General features: G+C 32.9%; 12 protein-coding genes. 6 read left to right on the forward strand and 6 right to left on the reverse strand.

What is annotated here, in order from left to right; genetic code table 11:
- Positions 1-110: 110 nt before the first annotated feature.
- Positions 111-2,603, reverse strand: a complete 2,493-nt coding sequence (locus LKV13_RS04230; RefSeq protein WP_229089623.1) for an ATP-dependent RNA helicase — start codon at positions 2,601-2,603, stop codon at positions 111-113.
- Between the two features lie 3 nt (positions 2,604-2,606).
- On the reverse strand, positions 2,607-5,144 hold the full coding sequence (topA, locus tag LKV13_RS04235) for a type I DNA topoisomerase (protein WP_229089624.1): 2,538 nt from the start codon (positions 5,142-5,144) through the stop codon (positions 2,607-2,609).
- A 73-nt stretch (positions 5,145-5,217) separates the two neighbouring features.
- Between topA and sbcD the strand changes: the two genes are divergently transcribed.
- The 5 genes from sbcD to LKV13_RS04260 are packed head-to-tail and all read left to right on the forward strand — an operon-like array spanning position 5,218 to position 13,361.
- Positions 5,218-6,447, forward strand: coding sequence for an exonuclease subunit SbcD (gene sbcD / locus LKV13_RS04240; protein WP_229089625.1), 1,230 nt, complete (start codon positions 5,218-5,220; stop codon positions 6,445-6,447).
- Positions 6,347-9,277: an AAA family ATPase gene (locus LKV13_RS04245; protein ID WP_229089626.1), complete on the forward strand. Its 2,931-nt coding sequence runs from the start codon at positions 6,347-6,349 to the stop codon at positions 9,275-9,277. The genes sbcD and LKV13_RS04245 overlap by 101 nt, the downstream gene beginning before the upstream one ends.
- A gap of 47 nt (positions 9,278-9,324) precedes the next feature.
- Positions 9,325-10,263: an ROK family protein gene (locus tag LKV13_RS04250; protein WP_229089627.1), complete on the forward strand. Its 939-nt coding sequence runs from the start codon at positions 9,325-9,327 to the stop codon at positions 10,261-10,263.
- Between the two features lies 1 nt (position 10,264).
- Entirely contained in the window at positions 10,265-10,885 is a 621-nt protein-coding gene (locus LKV13_RS04255; RefSeq protein ID WP_229089628.1) for a copper homeostasis protein CutC, read from the forward strand.
- Positions 10,886-10,910: 25 nt separating this feature from the next.
- The gene (locus LKV13_RS04260) at positions 10,911-13,361 is read left to right on the forward strand and encodes a glycogen/starch/alpha-glucan phosphorylase (RefSeq protein WP_229089629.1); all 2,451 of its coding nucleotides are present in this window, start codon (positions 10,911-10,913) and stop codon (positions 13,359-13,361) included.
- Here the strand turns inward: LKV13_RS04260 and LKV13_RS04265 are convergent.
- From LKV13_RS04265 to LKV13_RS04280, 4 genes are all read right to left on the reverse strand, one after another.
- Positions 13,358-14,185: a hypothetical protein gene (locus tag LKV13_RS04265; protein WP_229089630.1), complete on the reverse strand. Its 828-nt coding sequence runs from the start codon at positions 14,183-14,185 to the stop codon at positions 13,358-13,360. The two genes, LKV13_RS04260 and LKV13_RS04265, sit on opposite strands and share 4 nt — an antisense overlap.
- The gene (gene ileS / locus LKV13_RS04270; RefSeq protein WP_229089631.1) at positions 14,173-17,313 is read right to left on the reverse strand and encodes an isoleucine--tRNA ligase; all 3,141 of its coding nucleotides are present in this window, start codon (positions 17,311-17,313) and stop codon (positions 14,173-14,175) included. The genes LKV13_RS04265 and ileS overlap by 13 nt, the downstream gene beginning before the upstream one ends.
- A gap of 16 nt (positions 17,314-17,329) precedes the next feature.
- Positions 17,330-19,456 carry an AAA family ATPase gene (locus LKV13_RS04275; RefSeq protein WP_229089632.1) on the reverse strand — a complete coding sequence of 709 codons (2,127 nt, stop codon included), beginning with the start codon at positions 19,454-19,456 and terminating at the stop codon, positions 17,330-17,332.
- Between the two features lie 94 nt (positions 19,457-19,550).
- The gene (locus LKV13_RS04280; protein ID WP_229089633.1) at positions 19,551-21,260 is read right to left on the reverse strand and encodes a phospho-sugar mutase; all 1,710 of its coding nucleotides are present in this window, start codon (positions 21,258-21,260) and stop codon (positions 19,551-19,553) included.
- Positions 21,261-21,362: 102 nt separating this feature from the next.
- Between LKV13_RS04280 and uvrB the strand changes: the two genes are divergently transcribed.
- Entirely contained in the window at positions 21,363-23,327 is a 1,965-nt protein-coding gene (gene uvrB / locus LKV13_RS04285) for an excinuclease ABC subunit UvrB (RefSeq protein WP_229089634.1), read from the forward strand.
- Positions 23,328-23,350 lie beyond the last annotated feature (23 nt).

The following is a 23,350-nucleotide window of genomic DNA, read 5'->3' on the forward strand; positions in this document are numbered from 1 at the left end:
TAGTTTTGTATCCTTTGCTAGGTAAAGTTTAGTCTAATCTTAAACGTGATGCTAGTGTTTACAATATCTTATTCACGGGTAAACCAATATAAAGAATGTGCTAGTCTTTTTTAGAAAAAAACATTAAGTTTTTTATAGATTTTGTTTATTGTCTTTTTGATTGTAGAAAGTTTGTTAATATGGGATTGGTTATCGATGAGGCTTTTTATGCTATCCATTGATTCTTCAATTGCTATTATGAAGCTTTTTTGAGGTTTCAACCAAAAATTGTCAGAGTGATCATATCTGAGTGATAAAAAGAGTACGGATTTTTTATTTGGATGTTTAACAAAATGCATGGTGCGCTCTAGGATGTCTTTAATAAGAAGAACTTCATTAATGTTAACATTAGTATTTTCGTACTTCTCCACAAGGGTCCAATCGGGTCCCATATTGGCCACTATGTTGATTATTTCTATCAATTTTTTACTTTTAAATATTATTAAATCTTTGTGTGTTAATTTGAAATGAATTTTTTTAGTCATTTGTTCTTCTGCATTTGTTAGGCCTTTTAATACTAGCTCCCTAGCTTCCTCTAGGCTAAGTTCTATGTAGCGAATGTTGTTTTCATTCTGAACGCTAAATTTCTTTCCTCCAATAAAGACTTCTTTTTCTGTTAAAGGTTTCTCCTCTTTTTTTGGTAAAGGCTTGTGAGCTTTGTTTAAAGTTTTGTTTTCCTGGGAATGGCTTTTTCGCATATTTTCATCAACTCCAACGTCATCTATCCATTCTTTTTTAAGCACTCCAATAGACCTAGCATATCTTTTACTCGTTTCTATTATTTCACCTGCAACAAAGTATCTCACAGAGTCTGTGTTAATAAGTGATCCAGGATGTATTACTACATTTTGCGCTTTTATTGTTTTATACTTATTCCTCGAAGTTTTAAAGCAAATATAGTCCTTCATACCTCTCATTATAGATTTTAGATAGCCCTCACCGTTGTCAATTTCAGGTTTACGTATTATCGGAATGTTAAAGCTACTTACAATATTTTCAAGTTGTTTTTGTACATTAACAATTTCTTCAAGGCCTTGTAAATCCAAATAATTCTCTTTAGCGAAGTCTTCCTTATTAGACGCTTTTTTATAGTCTTCAAATATTTTAATAAAGCCTATTAAGTCTCCCAACGGGTTTTTATATTTTAAATGAGCTTGCCTAGCCTCTATTTCTTTATCCTGAGGTAATAAAAAGATTCCACTTGTAGATAGGAATGCCAAACCAATTGTAGTTGGATATATGGCCTGCTGATAGTTAATCATCGCCTCAACTAAAGCCCTTGAATGTATTGGTACTAAAGGGAATATAATCATATATTTCCCAATTTCTGTAAGCTCATTTTTGTTATTTATTGCATCCAAAGACTTCAGTATATCACTTGCTGTTTGAATAGATTTAATTGAAGGCCTTGAGATGAAGTCAAACTTTGTGAAATTTTTAATTCCAATATCTGCCATCCTCAGTACTACTTCAGATAGATCTGTTCTATATATTTCTTCCTTTTGATATTCGTCCCTCAACTGATACTCGTCTCTTCTGTATAATCTGTAACATGTCCCCTTAGAAAGCCGCCCCGCTCTACCTGCCCTCTGCGTTGCAGATGATTTTGAAATTGGTACCTCCTGAAGTGAGTAAGTATGTGTTTTCATCTGAAATTTGTTTGTTTTTACTTTTCCGCTATCAATTACTATTTTGATATTTTCAATCGTAATCGAAGTCTCTGCAATGTTTGTTGATACTATGATTTTTCTTCTATTTTTGGGTGTGGGCATAAAGATTTGTTCCTGTGCTTCTTTTGCCATCCGTCCGTACAAGGGCAAAATGATCAAGTCTTTCTTTAAGTTCAAGTCATGGAGTTCTTTTATTGTTTCCTTTATTTCCTTTTCTCCAGATAAGAAAATAAGTATGTCACCCTCTTGTCTGTCTTTAATTATGTTGCCAACTATTTCCTTGATTTTAAGTATCATCCCCTTCGATGTGTTAAGTAAAGGAGGGTTGTAGATTATCTGTACAGGATAAGTAATCGTTTCTATGTTAAGTATCGGGGCGTTATTAAAGTAATTTGAGAATATCTGCGTATTTATTGTAGCGGACGAAATTATAACCTTAAAATCACTTCTTTTACTTAAAATATCTTTAATAAGGCCTAATATAAAATCTATGTTTAAACTTCTCTCATGTGCCTCATCTATTATGATTACATCATATTCATAAAGTAAGGTGTCTTTTTTAAGCTCTTGCAAGAGCACACCATCAGTCATTAATTTAATTTTGGTTTTAGGGCTTACAACATCCTGAAATCTTATCTTGTAACCTACCTCTTCCCCAAGTTCCACCCCAATGTGTCTAGCAATATACTCCGCTATTGACACAGTTGCTATTCTTCTTGGTTGAGTTATACCAATTCTGCCAACCTTTGCAAAGCCCGCCTCGTATATTATTCTTGGTATTTGTGTTGTTTTACCACTTCCCGTTGGGCTTTCCACTATCAAAACGCTGTTTGACCTTAACAGTAGAATCAATTCGTCTTTATATTTGTAAATAGGAAGCTTAAGATCGTCCATTCTCTACATTAGTCCAAAAACATAAGGTGCGTCCACTTGCCCAAGATCAACATCAGCGGGTAAATCAACCTTCCTTCCCTTAATTTTAGCATAGAATTTATCGTTTTTTTTGTAAATGTAGATTTTGCTGCCAACTTTATTTTTTGATAAGGATATTGCTTTCACAATAAGTCCGCTCTTTTCTAATTTTGCGTCCAAAAGTTTTATGGATTCCTCTAGCGTTATCTCATATGCTCTTGTGTTTTTTTTTAGTGGGCATATTATGCTGTTGTTCTCAGTCTTAATATAATCCCCAAAAATGCCAGTTGCAGCAATTATTTTTTCACTGGTTTTTGGATACTCACCGATCACTTTTGGAAGTGAGAGTAGCTTAAGTGCTAGAGTTAAATTTATGTTTTCATATTCTATGTTTTTGGTTGATACCTTCTTAGCTTTAATTATTTTAGGCTTTTTGGGCTTTCCAGTCTTTGTGAATTCTTGTGGAGCATAAACGTCTTCTCCAAGTTGGATAAGACCTCCATATTTTGAATTTTTGTATATTACATTAAGTCCTGTTTCAGAATCAACTCCCAGAATGTTGGGCTGGGTTTCTTTCTCCTCTATTATTCTTCTGATTTCTTCTTCCTTATAAAGACTTTCCAGAGGAGTTGTGATATTGATGGAATAATTATTTCCCTTAGAAATTAAGTAAGGGCCAAATTTTCCGATGTTTATTGCATAATTGAATTCTTTGTCATTTTTATATTCATAAACTGTTCTAAATTCTCCGGCGCTAATGATAGGTTCTATTTTATCTATTGTATTCTTAAGCCCCCTCTCCCCATTATAGAACTGACTTAAATATCTTACTTTGTCTAGTTGACCCACTGCGATTTTATCTAGGTTTTCTTCCATTCGGGATGTGAACTTTAATTCGATTAACAATGGAAAATATTTCTCCAAAAGATTGACAACCGCGGCTCCTTTTATAGTTGGTATTAGTGTGTTGTTTTGTCTAAATACATATTCTCTTTCAAGAAGAGTTGAAATGATAGTGGAATATGTTGAAGGGCGCCCTATCCCTTCTTTTTCAAGTTTTTGCACAAGTGATGCTTCTGTGTACCTGAATGGGGGCTTTGTTTCATGTTCTTCTGATTTTATATCTAGTATCACAAACTTGTCCCCTTTATCAATTAGAGAAAAATCTATAGTGCTGTTTTCGTAATGCTCTCTGCTGTTTTTAAGAAAGCCGTCAAAAATTATTTTTGTAAAACTTGATTTAAAAGTTAGATTTTTGTACTGAAATGTTATTTTAATAACTTCCTTTACGGCATCTGGCATCATCGATTCAATGGTTCTGTCCCATATTATTTTGTATATCTCTCTAGCAGTTTCGCTCTCTGCTTTTATGTTTTGAGGGGGAGTGAATAGTTCAGAAGGCCTTATAGCCTCATGTGCATCTTGAGCCATTTTTGCTTTAGAGTACATTCTATCATTCATCTCTACGTATTTTTCCCCATATTTTTCTTTTATGATGTTTTTTATTTTTTCCCTTGCACTTTTTGCAATATTAAAGGAATCAGTTCTCATATATGTTATGTATCCATTCTCATACAGCTTTTGGGCGTAACTCATAATTTGTTTCGTGCTTATTTTAAGACGCCTATTTACCTCTTGCTGGAGTGAAGACGTGATGAATGGTCTAGGAGGGACTTGTCTTAACTCTTTTTTTTCAATTGAAATTACTTCTATTTCTTTTGCCTGCTTTAGCTCTCCTACAAGTTTACTCATTAACGCTTTGTCTATTAAAGTTGTTCTAACAGGATCCTGCAAGAATCCTGTATCATTTACAAAATCCTTGCTTTCAGCTACTTTCTTATTTTCAATTTTGTCTATTAAAGTTTTAATCTGTATATCATTTTTGCTATGTCTACATTCAAGTGAAATTGAGTAATAATCGGCCTTCTTGAAATTGATTCTCGTCGTTTCCTTTTCTATGATTAGTTTAAGACCAACAGACTGCACTCTACCTGCAGAGAGTCCATAAGCAATTTTTTTCCAGAGTAAAGGAGATATTGTATATCCATAAAGTCTGTCCAATATTCTTCTTGTTTCTCCAGCGTTAACAAGATCCATATCAATTTTTCTTGTATTTTGAAGTGAATCAATTATCGCACTCTTTGTAATTTCATGAAATACCATTCTTTTATAATTTTTGATTTTTAAAACTTCTTTCAGATGAAATGCAATTGTTTCTCCTTCTCTATCTTGGTCGGTGGCAAGATAAATCTCACCTTTTCCTTTTATGAGATTTTTAAGCTTCTCAATTACTACTTTTTTATTGTTTGGAATGATGTAAAGAGGCTTAAAATCATGTTCATAATCTATGGATAGTGTAGCCCATTCGAACTTTTTATACTTTTCGGGTATTTCTTTAGCACTATTTGGTAAATCTCTTATGTGTCCCATACACGCTTCTACTATAAATGAGCTATCAAGGTATTTCCTTATTGTTATTGCCTTTGTAGGCGACTCTACTATTATCAATTTTTCTTCTTGCATAAATCCCTTATATTTTCATAGTATAATACAATGTGCATATTTTATAATTTTGAGTAAAAATAGTTTGATATTTATGGGTAGCTATAGGGCGTTGCATACTTCTGATTGGCATATTGGGAAGAAGATTGGGCATTTTTCCAGAATTGAGGAGCAACGAAGGTTTTTGGGTTTTTTGTTGGAATTTATTAGAAATGAGAAGATTGATCTTTTGCTTGTTGCAGGTGATATTTACGATTCAAGGAGACCGGGGCTTGAAGAACAAAAGTTAATAAATGATTTTTTTTACGAATTATCTTTTACTTCCTGTAAATGGTGCGTAGTTATTTCTGGAAACCATGATAAGAAGGACTATTTAAGTATTAATAAAAAGATATTCTCAAGGTTTAATTTTTTTCTGGTCACGGAGGAGGAATCTACTGATCAGGTAGTGTTTTTAAAAAACCGTGACGTTGTTGAGTTTGTCGTTGTTTGTGTTCCTTATGTTAATGAAAGGCTTATTTTAAATCAAAAATATGGAGATGGAGAGCTTAATGATGATATATTTCTTGAAAAACTTGAGAATGCTTATCGATATAAAATAGCAAACATTGTGAATTCTGTTGATGATCAGTACCGCTTTGTTCCCAAGATTTTGATTGCGCATTCTTTTTTTTGTAGTGGCAGAAGTGTTAATATTATTGGAAGCAGTTTTATTCTTCCTGTTAGTGTTTTTGGAGATAGTTTCTCCTATGTTGCACTTGGTCATGTACATGATTTTAAAAAGTTGAAGAGCAATGTTGTTTACTCAGGATCGCCGATTCAGTATTCATTTGATGAGGGTATTAAAAAATATATTAATGTTTTGCTTTTTAATGATGGCAAATTAGTATTGCAAAAAAAGGATCTGCTTCCTGTGTTTGGTGAGTTACGTTCTTTAAAGGGTTCTTTTAAAGAGATTATGAATGATTTGTATAGTATTAAAAAAAAGCTTTCATGTATTTGTTACTTAAAAATTGAGCTTAATGAGAGAGTAGACGTTGAATTGGAAGAACAGATCTATGGTTTGGCAAGATCGGATTTGATTAAAATATTTGACATTGACTACCATCTTCCGAGTCTAGATCAAAACTTTTACGAGCAAGGTAAGATAGTTAGCAAAGATGAGGTATTAAGTAGGGATGAAAAGTACTTTTTCCAAGAAAAATTAAAAAGAGATACTATTAATGGTTTTAGGAGGGAGATCAGATTTAAAGAAGAAGAACTCGTTGCTCTTTTCGAAGAGGTATTACTTAAGGGAAGAGCAGGGGAATATGAGGATAAATAAGCTTGTATTTAAAAATATCGCTTCTTATAAGGGGGAATATGAGATAGATTTTGATGTTCCTGTTTTAAAAAATTCTGGCATTTTTTTGATCTCTGGGAATACGGGATCTGGGAAGAGTACCATTCTTGACTGCATAACTCTTGCACTTTACGCACGGGTGTATAGGCTTGGTGGGAACATCTCAGATGCAATTTCTAAAGGGTTTGATAATGCATATGTTAGGCTTACTTTCACTGTTTCTGATAAGGTTTATGAATCATTTGTTGAGCTCAGTACAAAGCAAAAGAAGACTCCTTCAAATATGATACTAAAGGATCTTAAGGCTGATGGTTATATTGAGAATAGGGAAGATGCTTTAGCTTATATAAATAGTCTTTGTAGATTAAATTTTGAGCAGTTTTGTCAAACAGTTATATTGCCTCAAGGTAACTTTCAGGAATTTTTAACCTCGAAACCAAAGAGTAAGACAGCGATAATTGATAATATTTTTAATTTAAAAAAGTATGACGATATAGAAATCTTTTTAAAGAGAGAATTTGAATTTACAAATTTGAATAGAAATAAATTGAAAATTTTAGAGACAGAAGAAAAAAATAGAATAGACATTAATAGCAAAAAATTAGACGAATTAACTAATTTTTTAAATTCGGTTGATATCGAAAGATTAAGGATGAGTCTTAAAAAGGTTCATAAACTAATACTTATGTGCGACAAGACAATAACGATAAATCAAAAGTATTTGGATATAAAGAACGGGATAGATAATTTAGAATCGGAAGTGTTTTCTAAAATTCAGAGTAAAAAGAGACTAGACTATGAGTATTATTTGCATGAAAACGATAGAGCTAAGGTAGAAGAGAGACTTAAATTTTACAATTCCTGTGAATTTTTTTATTTGGGAGATTGTGTCAAAAAACAAAGCGAGCTTCTTAGCGATAAGAGTAGATTTTCATCAGAGCTTTCAATTGTACAAACGGATTTAGGAGAATTAGAATATTTAAATCTAGACAGGCTTAATTTTGATTATATAAAGGAATTGTATTATGAAAATGTTCTTTTTTCTGAGATAGGTTTTGACGGAAATGCTTATGAGAAATTGAATGTAGAAAAAAGACAAATGGAGAAAGGTATAAAAGAGTTATCAACGGAGCGGGATAGGAAAAGTGTGGAGCTTAAAAGTGTTACTTTGGGCGATGAGTCATTTGATCTTGATAAGTATGTTTATTATAAGGCGTTAAATTTATTTAGGTGCTTTAATGAGGAGTTGATATTAAAATATGGAAGTGAATTAGATCTACTATTAAAGTCAAAAGATATGCTGCAGAATGCTGGGCTCAATGTGAAAATAGATCTTTACAAGAAGTTCTTAAAGGATTTAGGTGATAATAAAGAATCTATTGAAAAAGATATAGAAGGGCTTAAGTCTTTGGAAGATGAGTACAGGGCACATCAAAGAAAGAAGCATTTAAAAACTAACAGTTTAGATTGTCTTTTAGAATTGAATACAAAGATTCAGGTTCTACAGGATAAATTGGATACGGTTAAGACATGCATATCAGAGGAAAGGGAAAATAAAATCAGGTGGGAAAATCAAATTTTAGAATTTAATAAGAAGAACGCAGAGATTTTAAAAAGAATTGGTAACGATTTATTTGGCAGGTACATAGATTATTCTGATAAAAATAAGATTTTGATTTTTGAGAACAAGCTTAGGAAGGTTGAGATTTTAAAAACAGCTTCAAGTGATTTGAATTCTAAAATTGCTTTAAAAGATTTAGAACTTAAGGAAAATTTAGATAAGGTAAGAATCTTGTCATCCAATAACAAGTTAAATTTAAGCCTAGAAAATCCTGTTTTATTGCAGGAAGAATTTGAAAACTTTTTAAGGAATAAGAAGAAATTAGAGAATGAGTATTTAAAATTGGATTCAGTTTTGAGTGATATAAACAACTCAAAGCTGAAACTTGAAAGTCAAATTGAGCTTATGGATCAAAGAAAGGCAAACTTGAGTAGGGAACTTGAAGATGAATTAACAAAATTTGATACTAATTTTTCAGATCTTAAGGGATCAATGGAGGATAATTTTGATGTCCAAGGAGATATATTTTCTTTTGATTCTTTAAAACCCAGCAGAGATAGCCTGGACTATTTTTTAGATCTGAAACCCAATTTTATAGCTAAAATTGAACTTTTATCCAAAGATATTAGTAAGTATGAGTCAGCTTTTTCAAGTTTGCAGGTTTTAAAAGATGAGCTCATTGAACAAAAGACTAATTTAGAGAATATTCAAAGAGAATTAAGCAGTGTAAACGAACGGAATGAAAAGCTTGAAATTTTAAAGAAGGTTATTACCGTTTCTCCTAGTTTAAAATATTATGTTCAGAGTTTTTTGATTGAAGAAATTCTAGGTATATCCAATAAAAGATATTTAAGCGTTATTCTTCCTGAATTTGAGCTTCAGATTAATACGGAGAGTAGAGATTTTGACTTTTTGGTCAAAAGCAAAAGAGATGGAAACATGACTCGTAATGTAAAGACCCTTTCTGGGGGTGAGAAATTTCTTGTGTCGTTATCACTTTCTTTAGCGCTCTCAGACATGATAAGAGATAGTGAACTTAAAATAGAGGCATTTTTTCTTGATGAGGGGTTTGGGAGTCTTGATGAGGATACTCTAAAAATGGTTATTTCAAAAATTTCCGAATTTCAACGTATTGATGGGCGTCAGATAGGTATAATCTCTCATGTTGCTTATTTGAAGGAAGAAATTAAGGCGAGAATAATTGTAAGTAAAATTTTAAAAATTTCTAGTATTGTTATAGAAAGTTCCTAAAATTTTATTATATACTTATTTTAAGTTTTTAAAAATATGGAGTTTATATGGAATACTACGTGGCAATTGATGTTGGAGGTACTAGTACTAAGTATTCTTTAGCGGATAGTAGCGGCAATTTACTTGACAAGCATGAAATTGGTTCGGGTGTTACTCCTGATGAACAGGTTGATATTTTAGTTAATGTGATTAATTTTTATAAAAAAGAGAAAAATGTTAAAGGTGTGGCGGTTTGCATGCCTGGATTTGTTGATCCTAGGGGAATTGTGATTAGAGTAAATGCCATTAGGGGATTCATTAATTATCCTTTAAAAGAAAAGCTTGAAGCTTTAACAGGTGTTAATGTTGAGATTGAAAATGATGCTAATTGTGTGGCTTTAGCTGAAAAATTCAGAGGTAATGCTATTCATTCTAATGATTTTATTGCTCTGACACTTGGAACAGGCATTGGTGCTGGAATATTTGTCAATGGAAAACTGTTAAGAGGACATTCCTTTATGTCTGGTGAGATCGGATTTATGATTACTAGGGGTCTTGACAATAATATTCCTTTTAACTGTAGGTGGGAGTCTATAGCCTCTGTTTCGGCCTTAAGGAAAAGAGTAGCTGCGCGTTTAGAAATGGATTTGAATGAAGTTTCTGGGGAATATATTTTTGAATTGGCTGGTAATGGCAATATTCATGCTAGGAACGAGGTTGAAAATTTTTTTGAAACTCTATCGTTCGGAATTTTTAATTTAACTTTCATTTTAAACCCTGAGAAAATTTTAATCGGAGGAGGAGTGAGCGCAAGACCCGATTTATTAAATAACATATATAAAAAATTGGAAAACTTATGGTCTTTGGAATTGGCTAATATCTATGGTAATGATATTAGGAATCTTGTGAAAATTGAAACAACTAGATTTAATAATGATTCTGGCAAAATTGGAGCGTTATACCATTATTTTGTTGAAAATAAGTTGCTATGCAGTTTGGGCGTTTAGCATGACAAGGGAGGCGTGCGTTTTCAATGTATCGGAGGCTATAAATTCTTCCAAACTTGGTGCTAACAGAATTGAGCTTTGTGAAAATACAACTTGCGGGGGGACTACACCTTCTTATGGTACCATAAAGATTTTAAAGGAGAATTTGAATATTCCTATTGCGGTAATGATTAGACCAAGGTGTGGGAATTTTGTGTATTCTGATTTGGAATTTCAAGTTATGAAAGAAGATATTAAGGTTTGCAAGGCGCTTGGGGTAGAGGGTGTTGTTTTTGGAATTTTAGATGGCGATGAGATTGATATGGCTAGAACTAGGGAGCTATTAAGTTTGTCTGAACCTTTAAGGGTAACCTTTCATAAGGCAATTGATATTACTTGTAATATTAAGGCTTCCGTATTAAAACTCATGGATATTGGTGTTCATAGAATATTAACTTCAGGTGGGGCTTTGAGGGCGGAGGATGCTCTTGACTTATTGAAAGACTTGATATTGATTGCAGGAGATAGGCTAGAGATTATTGTCTCAGGAGGGGTAACTGATCAAAATATTGATGGACTTGATTCTATTTTAGGGGCTAGAGCTTATCACGGGAGACTCATTGTTGGTAATTTAAATTTGTAATTTTAAGGTGGAGGTTAGGTTGCTTATGCATATTGATAAGGAAGATTTTAAGGTAAATTTTAATAAAAATTTGAAGTGTTATTATCAGGTTGAAAGTGTTAAAAATTTATCTGGCATCGAACGTTATAATTGTTTTTCAAAAACGGTGATTGATTACTTTTTAGAAAAGTGGGCTGACACTAAGTTGGATTTTGATAAAAAACGAAAAAAAAAGGTGTGTTACCTTTCTGCTGAGTTTTTGGTAGGTAGATTTTTAAGTAATACTTTAATTAACATGGGCTATTTTGATGTGGTAGAGTCATTGGCAAGGGAGCTTGGTATTGATTTTAACGACCTTGAGAATATAGAAATTGATGCGGGCTTGGGGAATGGTGGTCTTGGGAGACTTGCAGCATGTTTTTTAGAATCTCTATCAACACTTGATTATCCTGCTTTGGGGTATGGAATAAAGTATAGGTATGGAATTTTTAAACAGAGTTTTGTTGATGGATATCAGGTTGAGGAACCTGACAAGTGGAGCGAGTATGAGTATCCTTGGGTTATTAAAAATATAAGTAGAGTTTATGATATTAGTTTTGGAGGCCATATTGAAATTGAGCGTGACTCTGCTGGAAATGAGATTTTTACGCACAAAAATCCGTACATTGTAAATGCTATAGCTTATGACGCGCCTATAGTTGGGTATGATTCAAAGACTATAAATACTTTAAGATTATGGGAGGCTTATGCTAAGGATGGATTTGACTTGAACTTGTTTAACAATATGCAGTATTTTGATGCATCTAAAAAGGAAATGGAAGTATCAAATATTACCAAAATACTTTATCCAAATGATGAAGACCTTACAGGTAAATTTTTAAGGCTTCGTCAACAATACTTTTTTTGTAGTGCTTCAATTCAGGATGTAATACATGATTTTAAGCAGCACTACAGCAGTGATCTTAAGAGGCTGCCGGAGTATGTAGTTTTTCAGCTTAATGATACTCATCCTGTTGTTGCAATTCCTGAATTAATGAGAATTTTGATTGACAGGGAAAAATTTGATTGGAAATTGGCATGGAAGATTACAAGGCAGTGCTTCGCCTATACTAATCATACAATTTTGGCAGAGGCGCTTGAGAAGTGGCCTTTGCGTATGTTTTCAGAACTTTTGCCTCGAATTTATCAGATAATTCAAGAAATAAATAAAAGATTTTTTGAAGAAATAGAAGCTGAGAACAAAAAGGGCTTTAATTTTGTTTATGATGATTATTTAATAATAAATAATGGCGTAATTAATATGGCATGGCTTGCAATTCATTCATGTTTTTCTGTTAATGGAGTTGCCAAATTACACACAGAAATATTGACAAAGAACGAACTTAAACACTGGTATGACCTTTATCCTGAAAAATTTAATAATAAAACTAATGGTGTAACGCAGAGAAGATGGCTATTACTTTCAAATCCTAGACTTTCAAGGTTTATAAGTTCTAGAATAGGTGATTCTTGGATTAAAAATTTTGACGATATTGAAAAATTTTTAGTTTTTAAGGACAACAAGGATGTAATTTCTTCCCTTAGAAATATAAGACATGAAAATAAGGTGGATTTTTCCAATCTTATTTATCGTGAATTGGGAGTTAAAATAGACCCAGGTTCAATTTTTGATGTTCAAATAAAAAGACTGCATGAGTATAAGAGACAAGTTTTAAATGCTTTGCATATATTGTATCTTTATAATAAGTTAAAAAAAGATAAAAATTTTTGTGTTTATCCTAGAACCTTTATTTTTGGAGCAAAGGCTGCACCAGGCTATAGGATGGCCAAAAATATTATTAAATTCATCAATGATATATCAAATAAGGTCAATAATGATCCTGATGTTAATGACAAAATTAAGGTTATTTTTATCCCAAATTATAATGTTTCTTGGGCGGAAAAAATTATTGCAACGTCTGATGTTTCTGAACAGATTTCTTTGGCAGGAAAAGAAGCTTCAGGGACAAGCAATATGAAGTTTATGATGAATGGAGCTTTGACTATAGGAACTATGGATGGGGCTAATGTCGAGATTTATGAGCAGGTAGGGGATGAGCATATGTTTATGTTTGGTTTAAGAAAAGATGAAGTTATAGCATATGATAAAAATCATTCTTACGTGCCCAGTTCTATTTTAGAGGGTGATCCTGAGCTTTTTGAAATTATTAGCAGTATGGTTGATGGGAAATTTTTTAAGGGGCATTATGAGGTTTATAAGGAGATACACGATAGTTTGCTGTATGAGTCTTATGGGGGTTCTCCAGATAGATACTTTGTATTAAAAGATTTCAGAAGTTATGTATGCGCTCAGAGATTAGTTGAGTCTAAATATAGAGACTCAGATTCTTGGTTCTCTTCATCTTTAGTTAACATAGCTAGGAGCTCCATATTTTCATCCGATAGGACTATTGAGGATTATGTTCAAGATATATGGAAGTTGGAACGACTCCACTAGCAGTTGTTCTTCTTGCTTTCTTGATACAATAGGGTTGATACAAATTCTTTAACACTTGTTTTTTCAACGCTAAATTCAAGTTCTACGGTGCTTCTGTCTTGTACTCTAGATTTTATGGGACTTGAGATTATTATTTTTGTTGTGTTCTCTAGAAGTATCGGTATTAATTTTTTTGATAGAATAGACGATATTGTTGGATTATTAGTTGTTAAATAAGCTTTTAAATGATAATCAACGGCATTTGTGCTATTTACAACAAGAGTTGCGCTATTGAATGGAATTAGATTTTTTTTGCTTATGTTATTTGGCAATAATAAAGCAACATCCCTTATCCAGAGGAACATCTCATTCTTTTCAAGCGTATCAATTTGTGTTGTCAATATATTTTCGTTTTTGTGTGTTATTTCTCTTTGATTTATTAGAATTCCGGTTTTGTCTTTAGTGGGGGTTATATACACGTTTGAGTTTTTAACCTGCCATTTTGGATTCGTCAGTATGTTACCTTTAGATTTAAAGTTTGAATTATTTTGCATTCCCCAGAAGATATTTTTGGGAAAATTTCCTGTTATTACTGATGAAAAGCTTTCCGGATCTTTAGTGTAACTGAAGTATAGATTTCCGACGGAATTAACTCCGATTTTGTATTTAAAGTCTAGGTCGTCATATATAAATCTGTTCTTGGATAGGTTTACGTATGCGTAAACATCTGAGGATGGATCCAGCAACATGATTGAGGATACCTTGTTTCTGGGTGAGTAATAAGTTAATGTTGAACATCCTAGAAAAAAAAAGATTATGAAGATCTGAGTAATTAATTTATGCATTTTTTAATGCCTATCATTATTTCTATGCCATCATCAAGATCTACCTTCGTTGTTGCTTTTTCTTCGTTTGTCTCTATTTCTAAAGCAAGTGTCTCAGCTTTAATATAGTCTTCAAATTTATCTACTATTTTGGCTAATTTTTCATTGCGTCCTGTGTACAATATTATTCGGTCACTAACATTGAATTTATTTTCTTTTCTTAAATTCTGAACTTTTCTTACAAGTTCTCTTGATAAGCCCTCCAGATATAACTCTTCTGTTATCAGTGCGTCTAACGCAATTGTGATAGAATCTTCATTTATTACTCTCAGATTGTCCTTTTCTTTTCTCTCCAGTATTATGTCTTTTATCGTGATATCATACGTATTTTCCTCTATTTTAATTGTGTGCGTATTGCCGTTTATTATTTGTAATATATCCTTATTATCTAGCTTCATTATTTCTAATGACATAGATTTCATGTCTTTTGCAAGCTTGCTTCCAAGTTCTTTAAAATTGGCTTTCGCTTTATAAGTAACAAGTTCTTCTTCGTTTGATTTTATTTTTATTTCTCTTGCATTTATTTCCTCAAGTATTATTTCTTGCATTTCTTTTAGTATTTCTTTCTCTTTTCGATCCCTAGTTACAACATAGATCGTACTGATAGGTCTTCGTATTTTGATGCCATGCGAGGCTCTAAGTGCTCTTGCAATTGACACAACTTTCCTTGTGAAGTGCATTTTGTCTTCAAGATCTTGTTTTATAAGTTCTTTAATTTCTCTTGGGTATTCGTTTAGGTGAATGGATTCTTTTTCGTCTTTTTCCTTTAAATTTTGATAAATGTTTTCTGTTAAGAAAGGAATAAATGGTGCAAGCATTAGAATCAAGCTTTTCAGTGCATAGTATAGAGTTTCATAAGCATCCCGTTTATCAGTATCATTCTCAGATTTCCAAAATCTTCTCCTTGATCGTCTTATGTACCAATTATTTAATTGGTCAATAAACTCAAGAAGTTCTTCTATTGCTTTTGTTAAATTATACTTATCTATTTCTTCATTTAGCGTTTTCTTTAAACTTTCAATTTCGCTAATTATCCATTGATCAAGGGTATTAGTCTTAAATAAATTGATGTTACCATTAACCTCGAACCTGTCGATTGTAGCATAAGTTGTAAAAAATGAGTAAGCATTCCAAATAGGTATGATAATGTTCTTAAGCACATCTTTAACCCCATCATCACTGTATTTTAAATCGTCTGCTCTTACTACGGGACTCATTATTAGGTAAAGTCTTAAAGCATCGGCTCCAAATGTATTTATCACTTCCATTGGATCTGTGTAATTTCTGAGAGATTTTGACATCTTTTTCCCATCGCCAGATAGCACAAGGCCATTGACTATTACATTTTTAAATGCTGTGTTTTCAAAAAGGGCAGTTCCTAATATAGTTAATGTATAAAACCATCCTCTTGTTTGATCTAGCCCTTCTGCAACAAAGTCCGCAGGGAAAATTTTACTTAAATTATCTTTGCCCGCACTTGTGAATGGGTAGTGATTACTTGCATAAGGCATTGCACCAGATTCAAACCAACAGTCTAGAATTTCACTTGTCCTAACATAAGTCCCACCGTGTTCGCTGGGCCAAGTTATTTTATCAATTTTGTCCTTGTGTAGGTCACTTACCTTCTGCCCTGAATACCTTTCAAGTTCTTCTTTAGAGCCTATACATATCTTGTTTCCTGTCTTTGAACAAACCCAAACTGGTATCGGGTTTCCCCAGAATCTATTCCTGCTTATTGCCCAGTCTCTCGCATTTTTCAGCCATTTGCCAAATCTTCCCTTTTTTAAATGAGCAGGCATCCAGTTGATCTTTTCATTTGACTCCATGAGTTTTTCCTTTATTGCTTCAATATTTACAAACCATGAATTTATAGGTCTATAAATTAAAGGTGAGTTTGTTCTATAACAAAATGGATATCTGTGTACAAAATTTTCTCTTTTAAAGATTAGATTCATTGATTTTAGTTTATCTATTATTTTTTTGTCTGCGTCTTTGACAAACAAGCCTTCAAAATCTTTTACCTCATTTGTAAATCTGCATTCAGCGTCTATGGGAGTTACTATATCAACTTTTGTGTTGCGTTTAAGCACTTGATAATCTTCTTCTCCAAAGGGTGCAATATGCACTATCCCTGTCCCGTCATCAGTTGTAACATATTCTGCTGTGTGAATTCTGAAAGCGCCTTTGTTGCGTTGTTTTAAAAAATAGTCAAATACTGGCTCATATTCAATGCCAACAATATGTTCTCCTCTAAAGCGTTCCAGTACTGTATATGCTTCTTCACGCTTGTAATAGTGATTCAATCTTTCTGTTCCAATTATTAGAGTCTCGCCTCTTTCTTTATCAAATATTTTAGAATATTCTATGTTACTACCAACGGAAATTCCAAGGTTCGTGGGCAGTGTCCAAGGGGTCGTTGTCCATGCAAGTAAGTATTCATTCCTATCTTTTATTTTAAACTTAATAGTGAGTGACGGGTCATTAACATCTTTGTATTCACCAAGATTTACCTCGAAGTTTGATAGAGGGGTTGCGAGTTTTGGAGAGTATGGCAATACATAGTAGCTCTCATAAATCAGTCCTTTATCATAAAGAGCCTTAAACACCCACCACACAGATTCCATGAAGCTTGTGTCCATTGTTTTATAATTTCTTTCAAAGTCCACCCATCTACCTAATCTTAAAATAGTCTTTTCCCACTCCTTTGTATATTTAAGAACCGTATTTCTGCATTCTGCGTTAAATCTTTCGATTCCATATTGTTCTATTTCATGTCTTCCAGAGATTCCTAAAGATTTCTCCACTTCATACTCTACAGGTAAGCCGTGAGTATCCCATCCAAAATTTCTCTTAACATATTTTCCTTTCATTGTTTTATATCTTGGAATTATGTCCTTGATTGTATTTGGAACAAAATGACCGAAGTGGGGAAGCCCTGTTGCGAAAGGAGGGCCATCATAAAATGTGAATTCTTCGCAGCCTTCTCTCTGCTGAACAGATTTCTCAAAAATTTTATTATCATTCCAAAACTTTAATATCTTCTCTTCTATACTAGGAAAATTCACTTTGCTATCTACATTTTTAAACATAAAGTTCCCTTTTATTTTATTTTATTTTTATATTGCCCTTCTCTAGATATAGCCTTATTAGATTAATAGTGGGGTTATTAAAGATTTTGCTGATAATCCTTTCTTCTATCTCTTCTTTTATTGCATTTAAGATACTTCTTACCCCAGAGATCTTATCATAAAAACTTTTAACTATATGATCCTTAAGAGCTTCATCAATTTCTACTGTAATATTTTTGGAACAAAACTTCGCAACAAGTTCCCTACAGTAGTTATCGCAGATTATTTTTACATCTTCTTCTTGCAAGGCCTTAAATATCACTTTTTTTTGTATTTTATCTAATAACGTCGACTTAAATCTTTTTTTAAGTTCATGGCCGATCTCGCTTTTGATATTTATACTACCATCTGCCCTACTAAACCCAATGCTCCCCTTCCCAAGGAGTATTTTAGAGCCAATAGATGTAATAAGAACTATGATAGCATTTCTGAAAGATATTTTGTTCTCTTGGCTGTCAACAAGCTCACCATTCTCAATTATCTGTTCGATTATATTGAGAACTGAATTATGAGCATTTTCGATATTTTCAAAGATGATGAAGGATCTGGGGTTGTGTTTTAATCTATTTGTTATCAGACCCCCATCAGTGTATCCTACATATCCAGGGTTTGTTCCTATCAATTTTGAAATAGAATTTTCTTCTCTATATTCTGACATGTCTGCCCTTAATATCGAATTTTTATCTTCCATAATAATGGAAGATACTTCGTTTGCCAACATTGTCTTCCCGCATCCGCTTGAACCTATAAGCAACATTGACGTTAAAGGTTTACCACTTTCGTTAATTTCAAGCTTTGTTTTAACTATTTCTTTAAACATTTCACTTATAGCACATTCTTGTCCAATTATTTTTTCTTTGACTAATATTTCTGCCTCTTTAAGCTTATCAATTTCTTCTCTAATGTTAGACTTTGTTTTAATGTCTAACAGTTCATCGGTTACATTTTTAATGTCTTCAGAATTGATTATCCCAGATATTGTCTCTTGCTTTTTACGAGCACCAGCAATATCAATCAGATCGATTGCTTTGTCAGGGAATCTTTTGTTAATTATATATTTTGACGATAATGTGACGACATTCTGGATGGCTTCTTTCCTGTAAGTGACACCGTGGTAGTCTTCAAAATTTTTTATTACGTTATTTAGAATATTCAGAGTTTCTTCTTCATTGGGTTCTTTTATTGATATTGTTTGAAATCTGCGTACAAATGCTTTGTCTTTGGAGATGTGTCTCCTATATTCATCATGGGTCGTAGCTCCTATAATTTGTATTTCGGAGCGAGATAGGGCAGGCTTCAAAATATTTGATGCGTCAAGAGCGCCTTCGGAATTTCCAGCTCCCATTAGCGTATGTATTTCGTCAATAAACACTATTGTATCTTTATTGTTTTTAATGGATTTGATTATATTATTTAGTCTCTCTTCGAATTCTCCTCTATATTTTGTCCCCGACACCAAGTCAGAGGTATCAACCTTTAGTATCGTCTTGTTTTGTAGTTTACTTTTTATTTCCTTATTTGCAATTTTGATTGCAAGCCCTTCAACTATTGCCGTCTTTCCAACACCAGGTTCTCCTAGCAAGATTGTGCTATTTTTATTCCGCCTTTCAAGTATGTTGATTAGCGCCTGAATTTCTTTCTCACGACCAATTAATGGTTCAAGCTTATTTTCCTTTGCAAGCGTTGTCAAATTTTTAACATATTTTCCAATTTCAAAGTGGTCACTCTCAAGTCTTATTTCGTCTTCAAACTCTTTATATGTTTCAATCAATCTTATTTTATCTGTGTTTGTTATTATACTCTCTTCATGAAAGCCGAAACTCAATCTATTGAGTTTATACTTTTTTAGTAGTTTTTTTGTCTTCAGTATTAAATAAAAAATCTCCTTTATTCCCATTGAAGTTTTGGGTTTAAATTCCTTTTTCCCTTTTTCAATAAGGACGAAAACCTCCTTACTTATTTTCGGAATTATAATCTCATTGGGATTTGCCAGAATTTTTTCCAGCTTTTCTATTTCATATAACGCATCTTGTTTAATATTTTTCAGGGTCTTAGCGTCTATGTTCTCTAGTTCAGATCTTTTAGGACGAATGAGTATAGACATTAACAGATGCCAAATCGAAACTTCCCTATTGTTGTTTTTTCTAGCAACTTCTTTAGCGGATACTTCAACTAAATTTACTAGGTTCTCTGCTATGTTAATACTCTTCTATCTCCATATTTATGCTGCTAATTATACCAGAAATATTGCCTTTTTGTTTGTATCTTGAGTGTATAGATATGTAAAATTTAATTTTTGGTTCTGTCCCAGAAGGCCTAACAGTTATTGCTATTTCATTTTCTAATAAGAACCTTATTGCATTTGTGGGATGTTTGTAATCTGAAATTTCATTGATATTTCCTTTAGTATCTTTCTCTTTCAGTGTTTTATAATCTAGTTTTTTAATCACCTTAATGCCTGCAAATATTTTTTGTTCTTCATTTCTAAGCCTTGCCATCAATTTCTCTCTCAAACAAGCTCCTTCCGCTCCTTTAAGTGTTTTAGTGATTGTAACCTCTTCATAATATCCAAATTCTTCGTACATTTCCTGAAGATAACCTTCTATTGTGATTTTCTTTTCTTTGAGGGTAAGCATTAGATCACAAAATCCCTTGATGGCTGAAAAGGCGTCTTTGTCTCTGGCTCCATTTCCGATTAGATATCCATGACTTTCTTCACAGCCAAAAATAAATTTTTTGTTTGGTTCTTTGATTGTCATTTCGTTGACCAAGTTCCCTATCCATTTAAATCCTGTATATGTTCTAAATAATGTTGAATTGTATTTTTGCACTATTTTATCCAGCATTGGAGTTGTAACAAAAGATGCTATTGTAAATGTGTATTGAGGGTTACTTTCTTTAGACAATAAGTAATTCATTAGAATGCATGCGATTTGATTACCGTCTAAAATTTTCCATTCTGAGCCTTCTTTAAAGGCAATGCCGATTCTATCGGCATCTGGATCGGTTGCAAATGCAACATCGCATTTCTCTGCCTTTGCGAATTCTATCACTTTGGACATAGCAGCTTGTTCTTCGGGGTTGGGATATTTTACTGTAGGAAATTCCGGATCAGTGATTGTTTGGCTTGGTTCAGACAATAGTTCTACTTTGCTACCTTTAAATAATTCTTCTATTATTGTTCCTCCTACTCCGTGCAAAGGAGTGTATGCTATTCTTAATTTCGTTTTCTTGCTTTTTTCATTGAAGTCAGGAAATTCTTCATTTATTTTTTCTATGTACAGAGCATCAATCTCATTTTCAAGTTCTTTTATTAATTGCTTGTTTGTCCACTCTTCCCTTGTAATCAGAGGCTCAATAGTTGATATCTTTTGAATTTCGGATATTATAGATGAGTCATGAGGAGGTATTATCTGAGCACCCCCTTTCCAATAAACTTTATATCCATTGTACTCTTTTGAATTATGACTTGCCGTTATCATTATTCCAGCATCACATCCTAATTCTCTAACTGTATAGGACAGTTGAGGTGTTGATCTTTGCTGTTTATATATATAGACTTTAAAACCGTTTGATGCAAAAGCTTCAGCAGTTTCGTATGCAAACTCTCTTGAAAAATATCTTGAATCATAGCTTATTGCAACTTTGGGGCTTGCAGTTATTTTAAGAATATAGTTAGCAATTCCTTGGCTTGCCTTTCTGATATTGTAGGTATTCATATAACAAGTACCGGCTCCAACAACTCCTCTCATGCCAGCGGTGCCAAATTCTAGGTCTTTATAAAATCTATTGAGTAATTCGCTTTCATTGTTTTCATTGAGCAACTTAACTGCTTCATCTCTAAAATATTCGTTGCTCTCAAGAAAGATGTACTCCTCTACCTTTCTTAAGAGTTTATTTTTTTCCATACCATTTCCTTTCTTTTATATCAGAGAATTTCATATAAAATTATACATAAGTATTTTACAGTTTAAATGTAAAATAATCTGTTAGTTTTTTTTGAGGTTTTAATGAAATTTTTTTTAAAGTCTGATTATTCTCCTGCTGGTGATCAGCCAAGGGCTATTAAAGAAATTAAAGAGTCCATTTTATCTAATAATAAGTATCAGACTTTAAAGGGAGTGACAGGGAGTGGTAAAACTTTTACAATAGCCAATATTATTAGGGACTTAAATAGACCTTCTTTGGTAATTAGTCATAATAAAACCTTGGCAGCACAGCTTTATAGAGAATTTAAGGATTTTTTTTCAGAGAATGCAGTTGAGTATTTTGTTTCTTATTACGACTATTATCAGCCTGAATCTTATATTGCTTCGAGAGATTTGTACATAGAAAAGGAAGCTACTATTAATGAAGAGATTGAGATAAAGAAGATAAGAGCGGTAACATCTCTTTCTAGAAGAAGAGATGTTATTGTCGTTGCTACAGTAGCTTCAATCTATGCCCTTGGTTCTCCAGAATTTTTTAAAAGTTCAGCTCATGCTTTTTTTGTAGGACAAAAGATTTCTATTAAGGAGATGGCCGACATTTTTGTAAGATTGCAGTATTCAAGGACTCTTATGAATCTTGAGCATGATAAATTTTCTATTAAAGGAGATATTGTTGAGGTATGGCCCAGCAATGAGCGCGATAACTTTGCTTATAGAATTTATTTGGACTTTGACGAGGTTGTCAAGATCAACAGAATTAGTCCTCTTACAAAGAAGGTTTTAGGAACTGTAGATGAGTTTACTCTTTTTGCCAAGTCTTATTTTGTTATCCCCTATCAGAGTATATTAGACGTTCTTCCTGAAATATATGCTGATTTGAAGATTCAATATCATTATTTTAAAGAAAACGGCAAGCTTGTTGAAGCTGAGAGGCTTAGGCAAAGGGTGGAATATGATATTGAAATGTTAAGGGAAACTGGAACGTGTCAAGGTATAGAAAATTATTCTAAATATTTTAGTGGGAGTGAAACAGATAGACCCTATTGTCTTTTTGATTTTTTTCCCAAAGATTATTTGCTTTTTGTTGACGAGTCACATGTTACCCTGCCACAGATTAGAGGAATGTATAATGGAGATTATGCAAGGAAATTGAATCTTGTGAATTTTGGATTTAGGTTGCCATCAGCACTTGAGAATAGACCACTTAGATACCCTGAGTTTGAGTCTCTTATTAATCAAGTTGTTTTCATTTCAGCTACTCCCGGATCTGAAGAACGTGAAAAGAGTAGCGTTGTTGTTGAGCAGATAATTCGCCCTACAGGACTTGTGGATCCAAAAATTATTCTTAAGAATTCGGATGGACAAATAGAGGATCTTTACAATGAAATACAAAAAAGAGTTGCTTTGAATGAAAAAGTTTTAGTCACGACTTTGACTAAAAAAATGTCAGAGGATTTAACTGATTATTTGTTAAGTCTTGATGTTAAGGCCAGGTATTTACATGCGGAGCTTAATGCTATTGAGAGAGTAGGTGTTATTACTTCGCTTAGGAAATCGGAGATTGATGTTATTGTGGGAATTAATTTATTAAGGGAGGGGTTAGATATTCCGGAAGTATCTCTTGTTGCTATACTGGATGCTGATAAAGTGGGATTTTTAAGATCTTCTACTTCTCTAATTCAGATAATAGGGAGAGCCGCTAGAAACTCTAATGGATGTGTTATCATGTACCATAATCAGGTAAGCTTTTCAATGCAAGAGGCTATTGATGAAACCAATAGAAGACGAAAGATCCAAGTTGAGTACAATAGAAGGAATAATATCGTTCCAAGGACTGTTGTTAAAAAAGTGCAAAATATTTTGGAGAAAGAGTTAAAAATCAAAACGGTTAATGATGATATTAAAAAAATTGTTTCGGATGAAAAATTGTCCAAAAAGAATCTTATCAGTAAACTTAAATTTAAGCTTGAAGAGGCAGTTAGTGAGGAGAGGTTTGAAGATGCCATCTTTTTAAGGGATAAAATAAAAGAGCTGACTAGGGGCTAAAATTTGTGTACACAAGGAGTGTG

It is taken from the genome of Candidatus Borrelia undatumii, assembly GCF_020882015.2.
Classification (GTDB): Bacteria; Spirochaetota; Spirochaetia; order Borreliales; family Borreliaceae; genus Borrelia.

Bases quoted from the DNA above. Each gene is read 5' to 3' on its own strand.
- topA (WP_229089624.1), bottom strand. From the start codon at position 5,144: ATGCAAGAAGAAAAATTGATAATAGTAGAGTCGCCTACAAAGGCAATA.
- LKV13_RS04230 (WP_229089623.1), bottom strand. From the start codon at position 2,603: ATGGACGATCTTAAGCTTCCTATTTACAAATATAAAGACGAATTGATT.
- sbcD (WP_229089625.1), top strand. From the start codon at position 5,218: ATGGGTAGCTATAGGGCGTTGCATACTTCTGATTGGCATATTGGGAAG.
- LKV13_RS04275 (WP_229089632.1), bottom strand. From the start codon at position 19,456: ATGTCTATACTCATTCGTCCTAAAAGATCTGAACTAGAGAACATAGAC.
- LKV13_RS04280 (WP_229089633.1), bottom strand. From the start codon at position 21,260: ATGGAAAAAAATAAACTCTTAAGAAAGGTAGAGGAGTACATCTTTCTT.
- ileS (WP_229089631.1), bottom strand. From the start codon at position 17,313: ATGTTTAAAAATGTAGATAGCAAAGTGAATTTTCCTAGTATAGAAGAG.
- uvrB (WP_229089634.1), top strand. From the start codon at position 21,363: ATGAAATTTTTTTTAAAGTCTGATTATTCTCCTGCTGGTGATCAGCCA.
- LKV13_RS04255 (WP_229089628.1), top strand. From the start codon at position 10,265: ATGACAAGGGAGGCGTGCGTTTTCAATGTATCGGAGGCTATAAATTCT.
- LKV13_RS04250 (WP_229089627.1), top strand. From the start codon at position 9,325: ATGGAATACTACGTGGCAATTGATGTTGGAGGTACTAGTACTAAGTAT.
- LKV13_RS04265 (WP_229089630.1), bottom strand. From the start codon at position 14,185: ATGCATAAATTAATTACTCAGATCTTCATAATCTTTTTTTTTCTAGGA.
- LKV13_RS04260 (WP_229089629.1), top strand. From the start codon at position 10,911: ATGCATATTGATAAGGAAGATTTTAAGGTAAATTTTAATAAAAATTTG.
- LKV13_RS04245 (WP_229089626.1), top strand. From the start codon at position 6,347: ATGGTTTTAGGAGGGAGATCAGATTTAAAGAAGAAGAACTCGTTGCTC.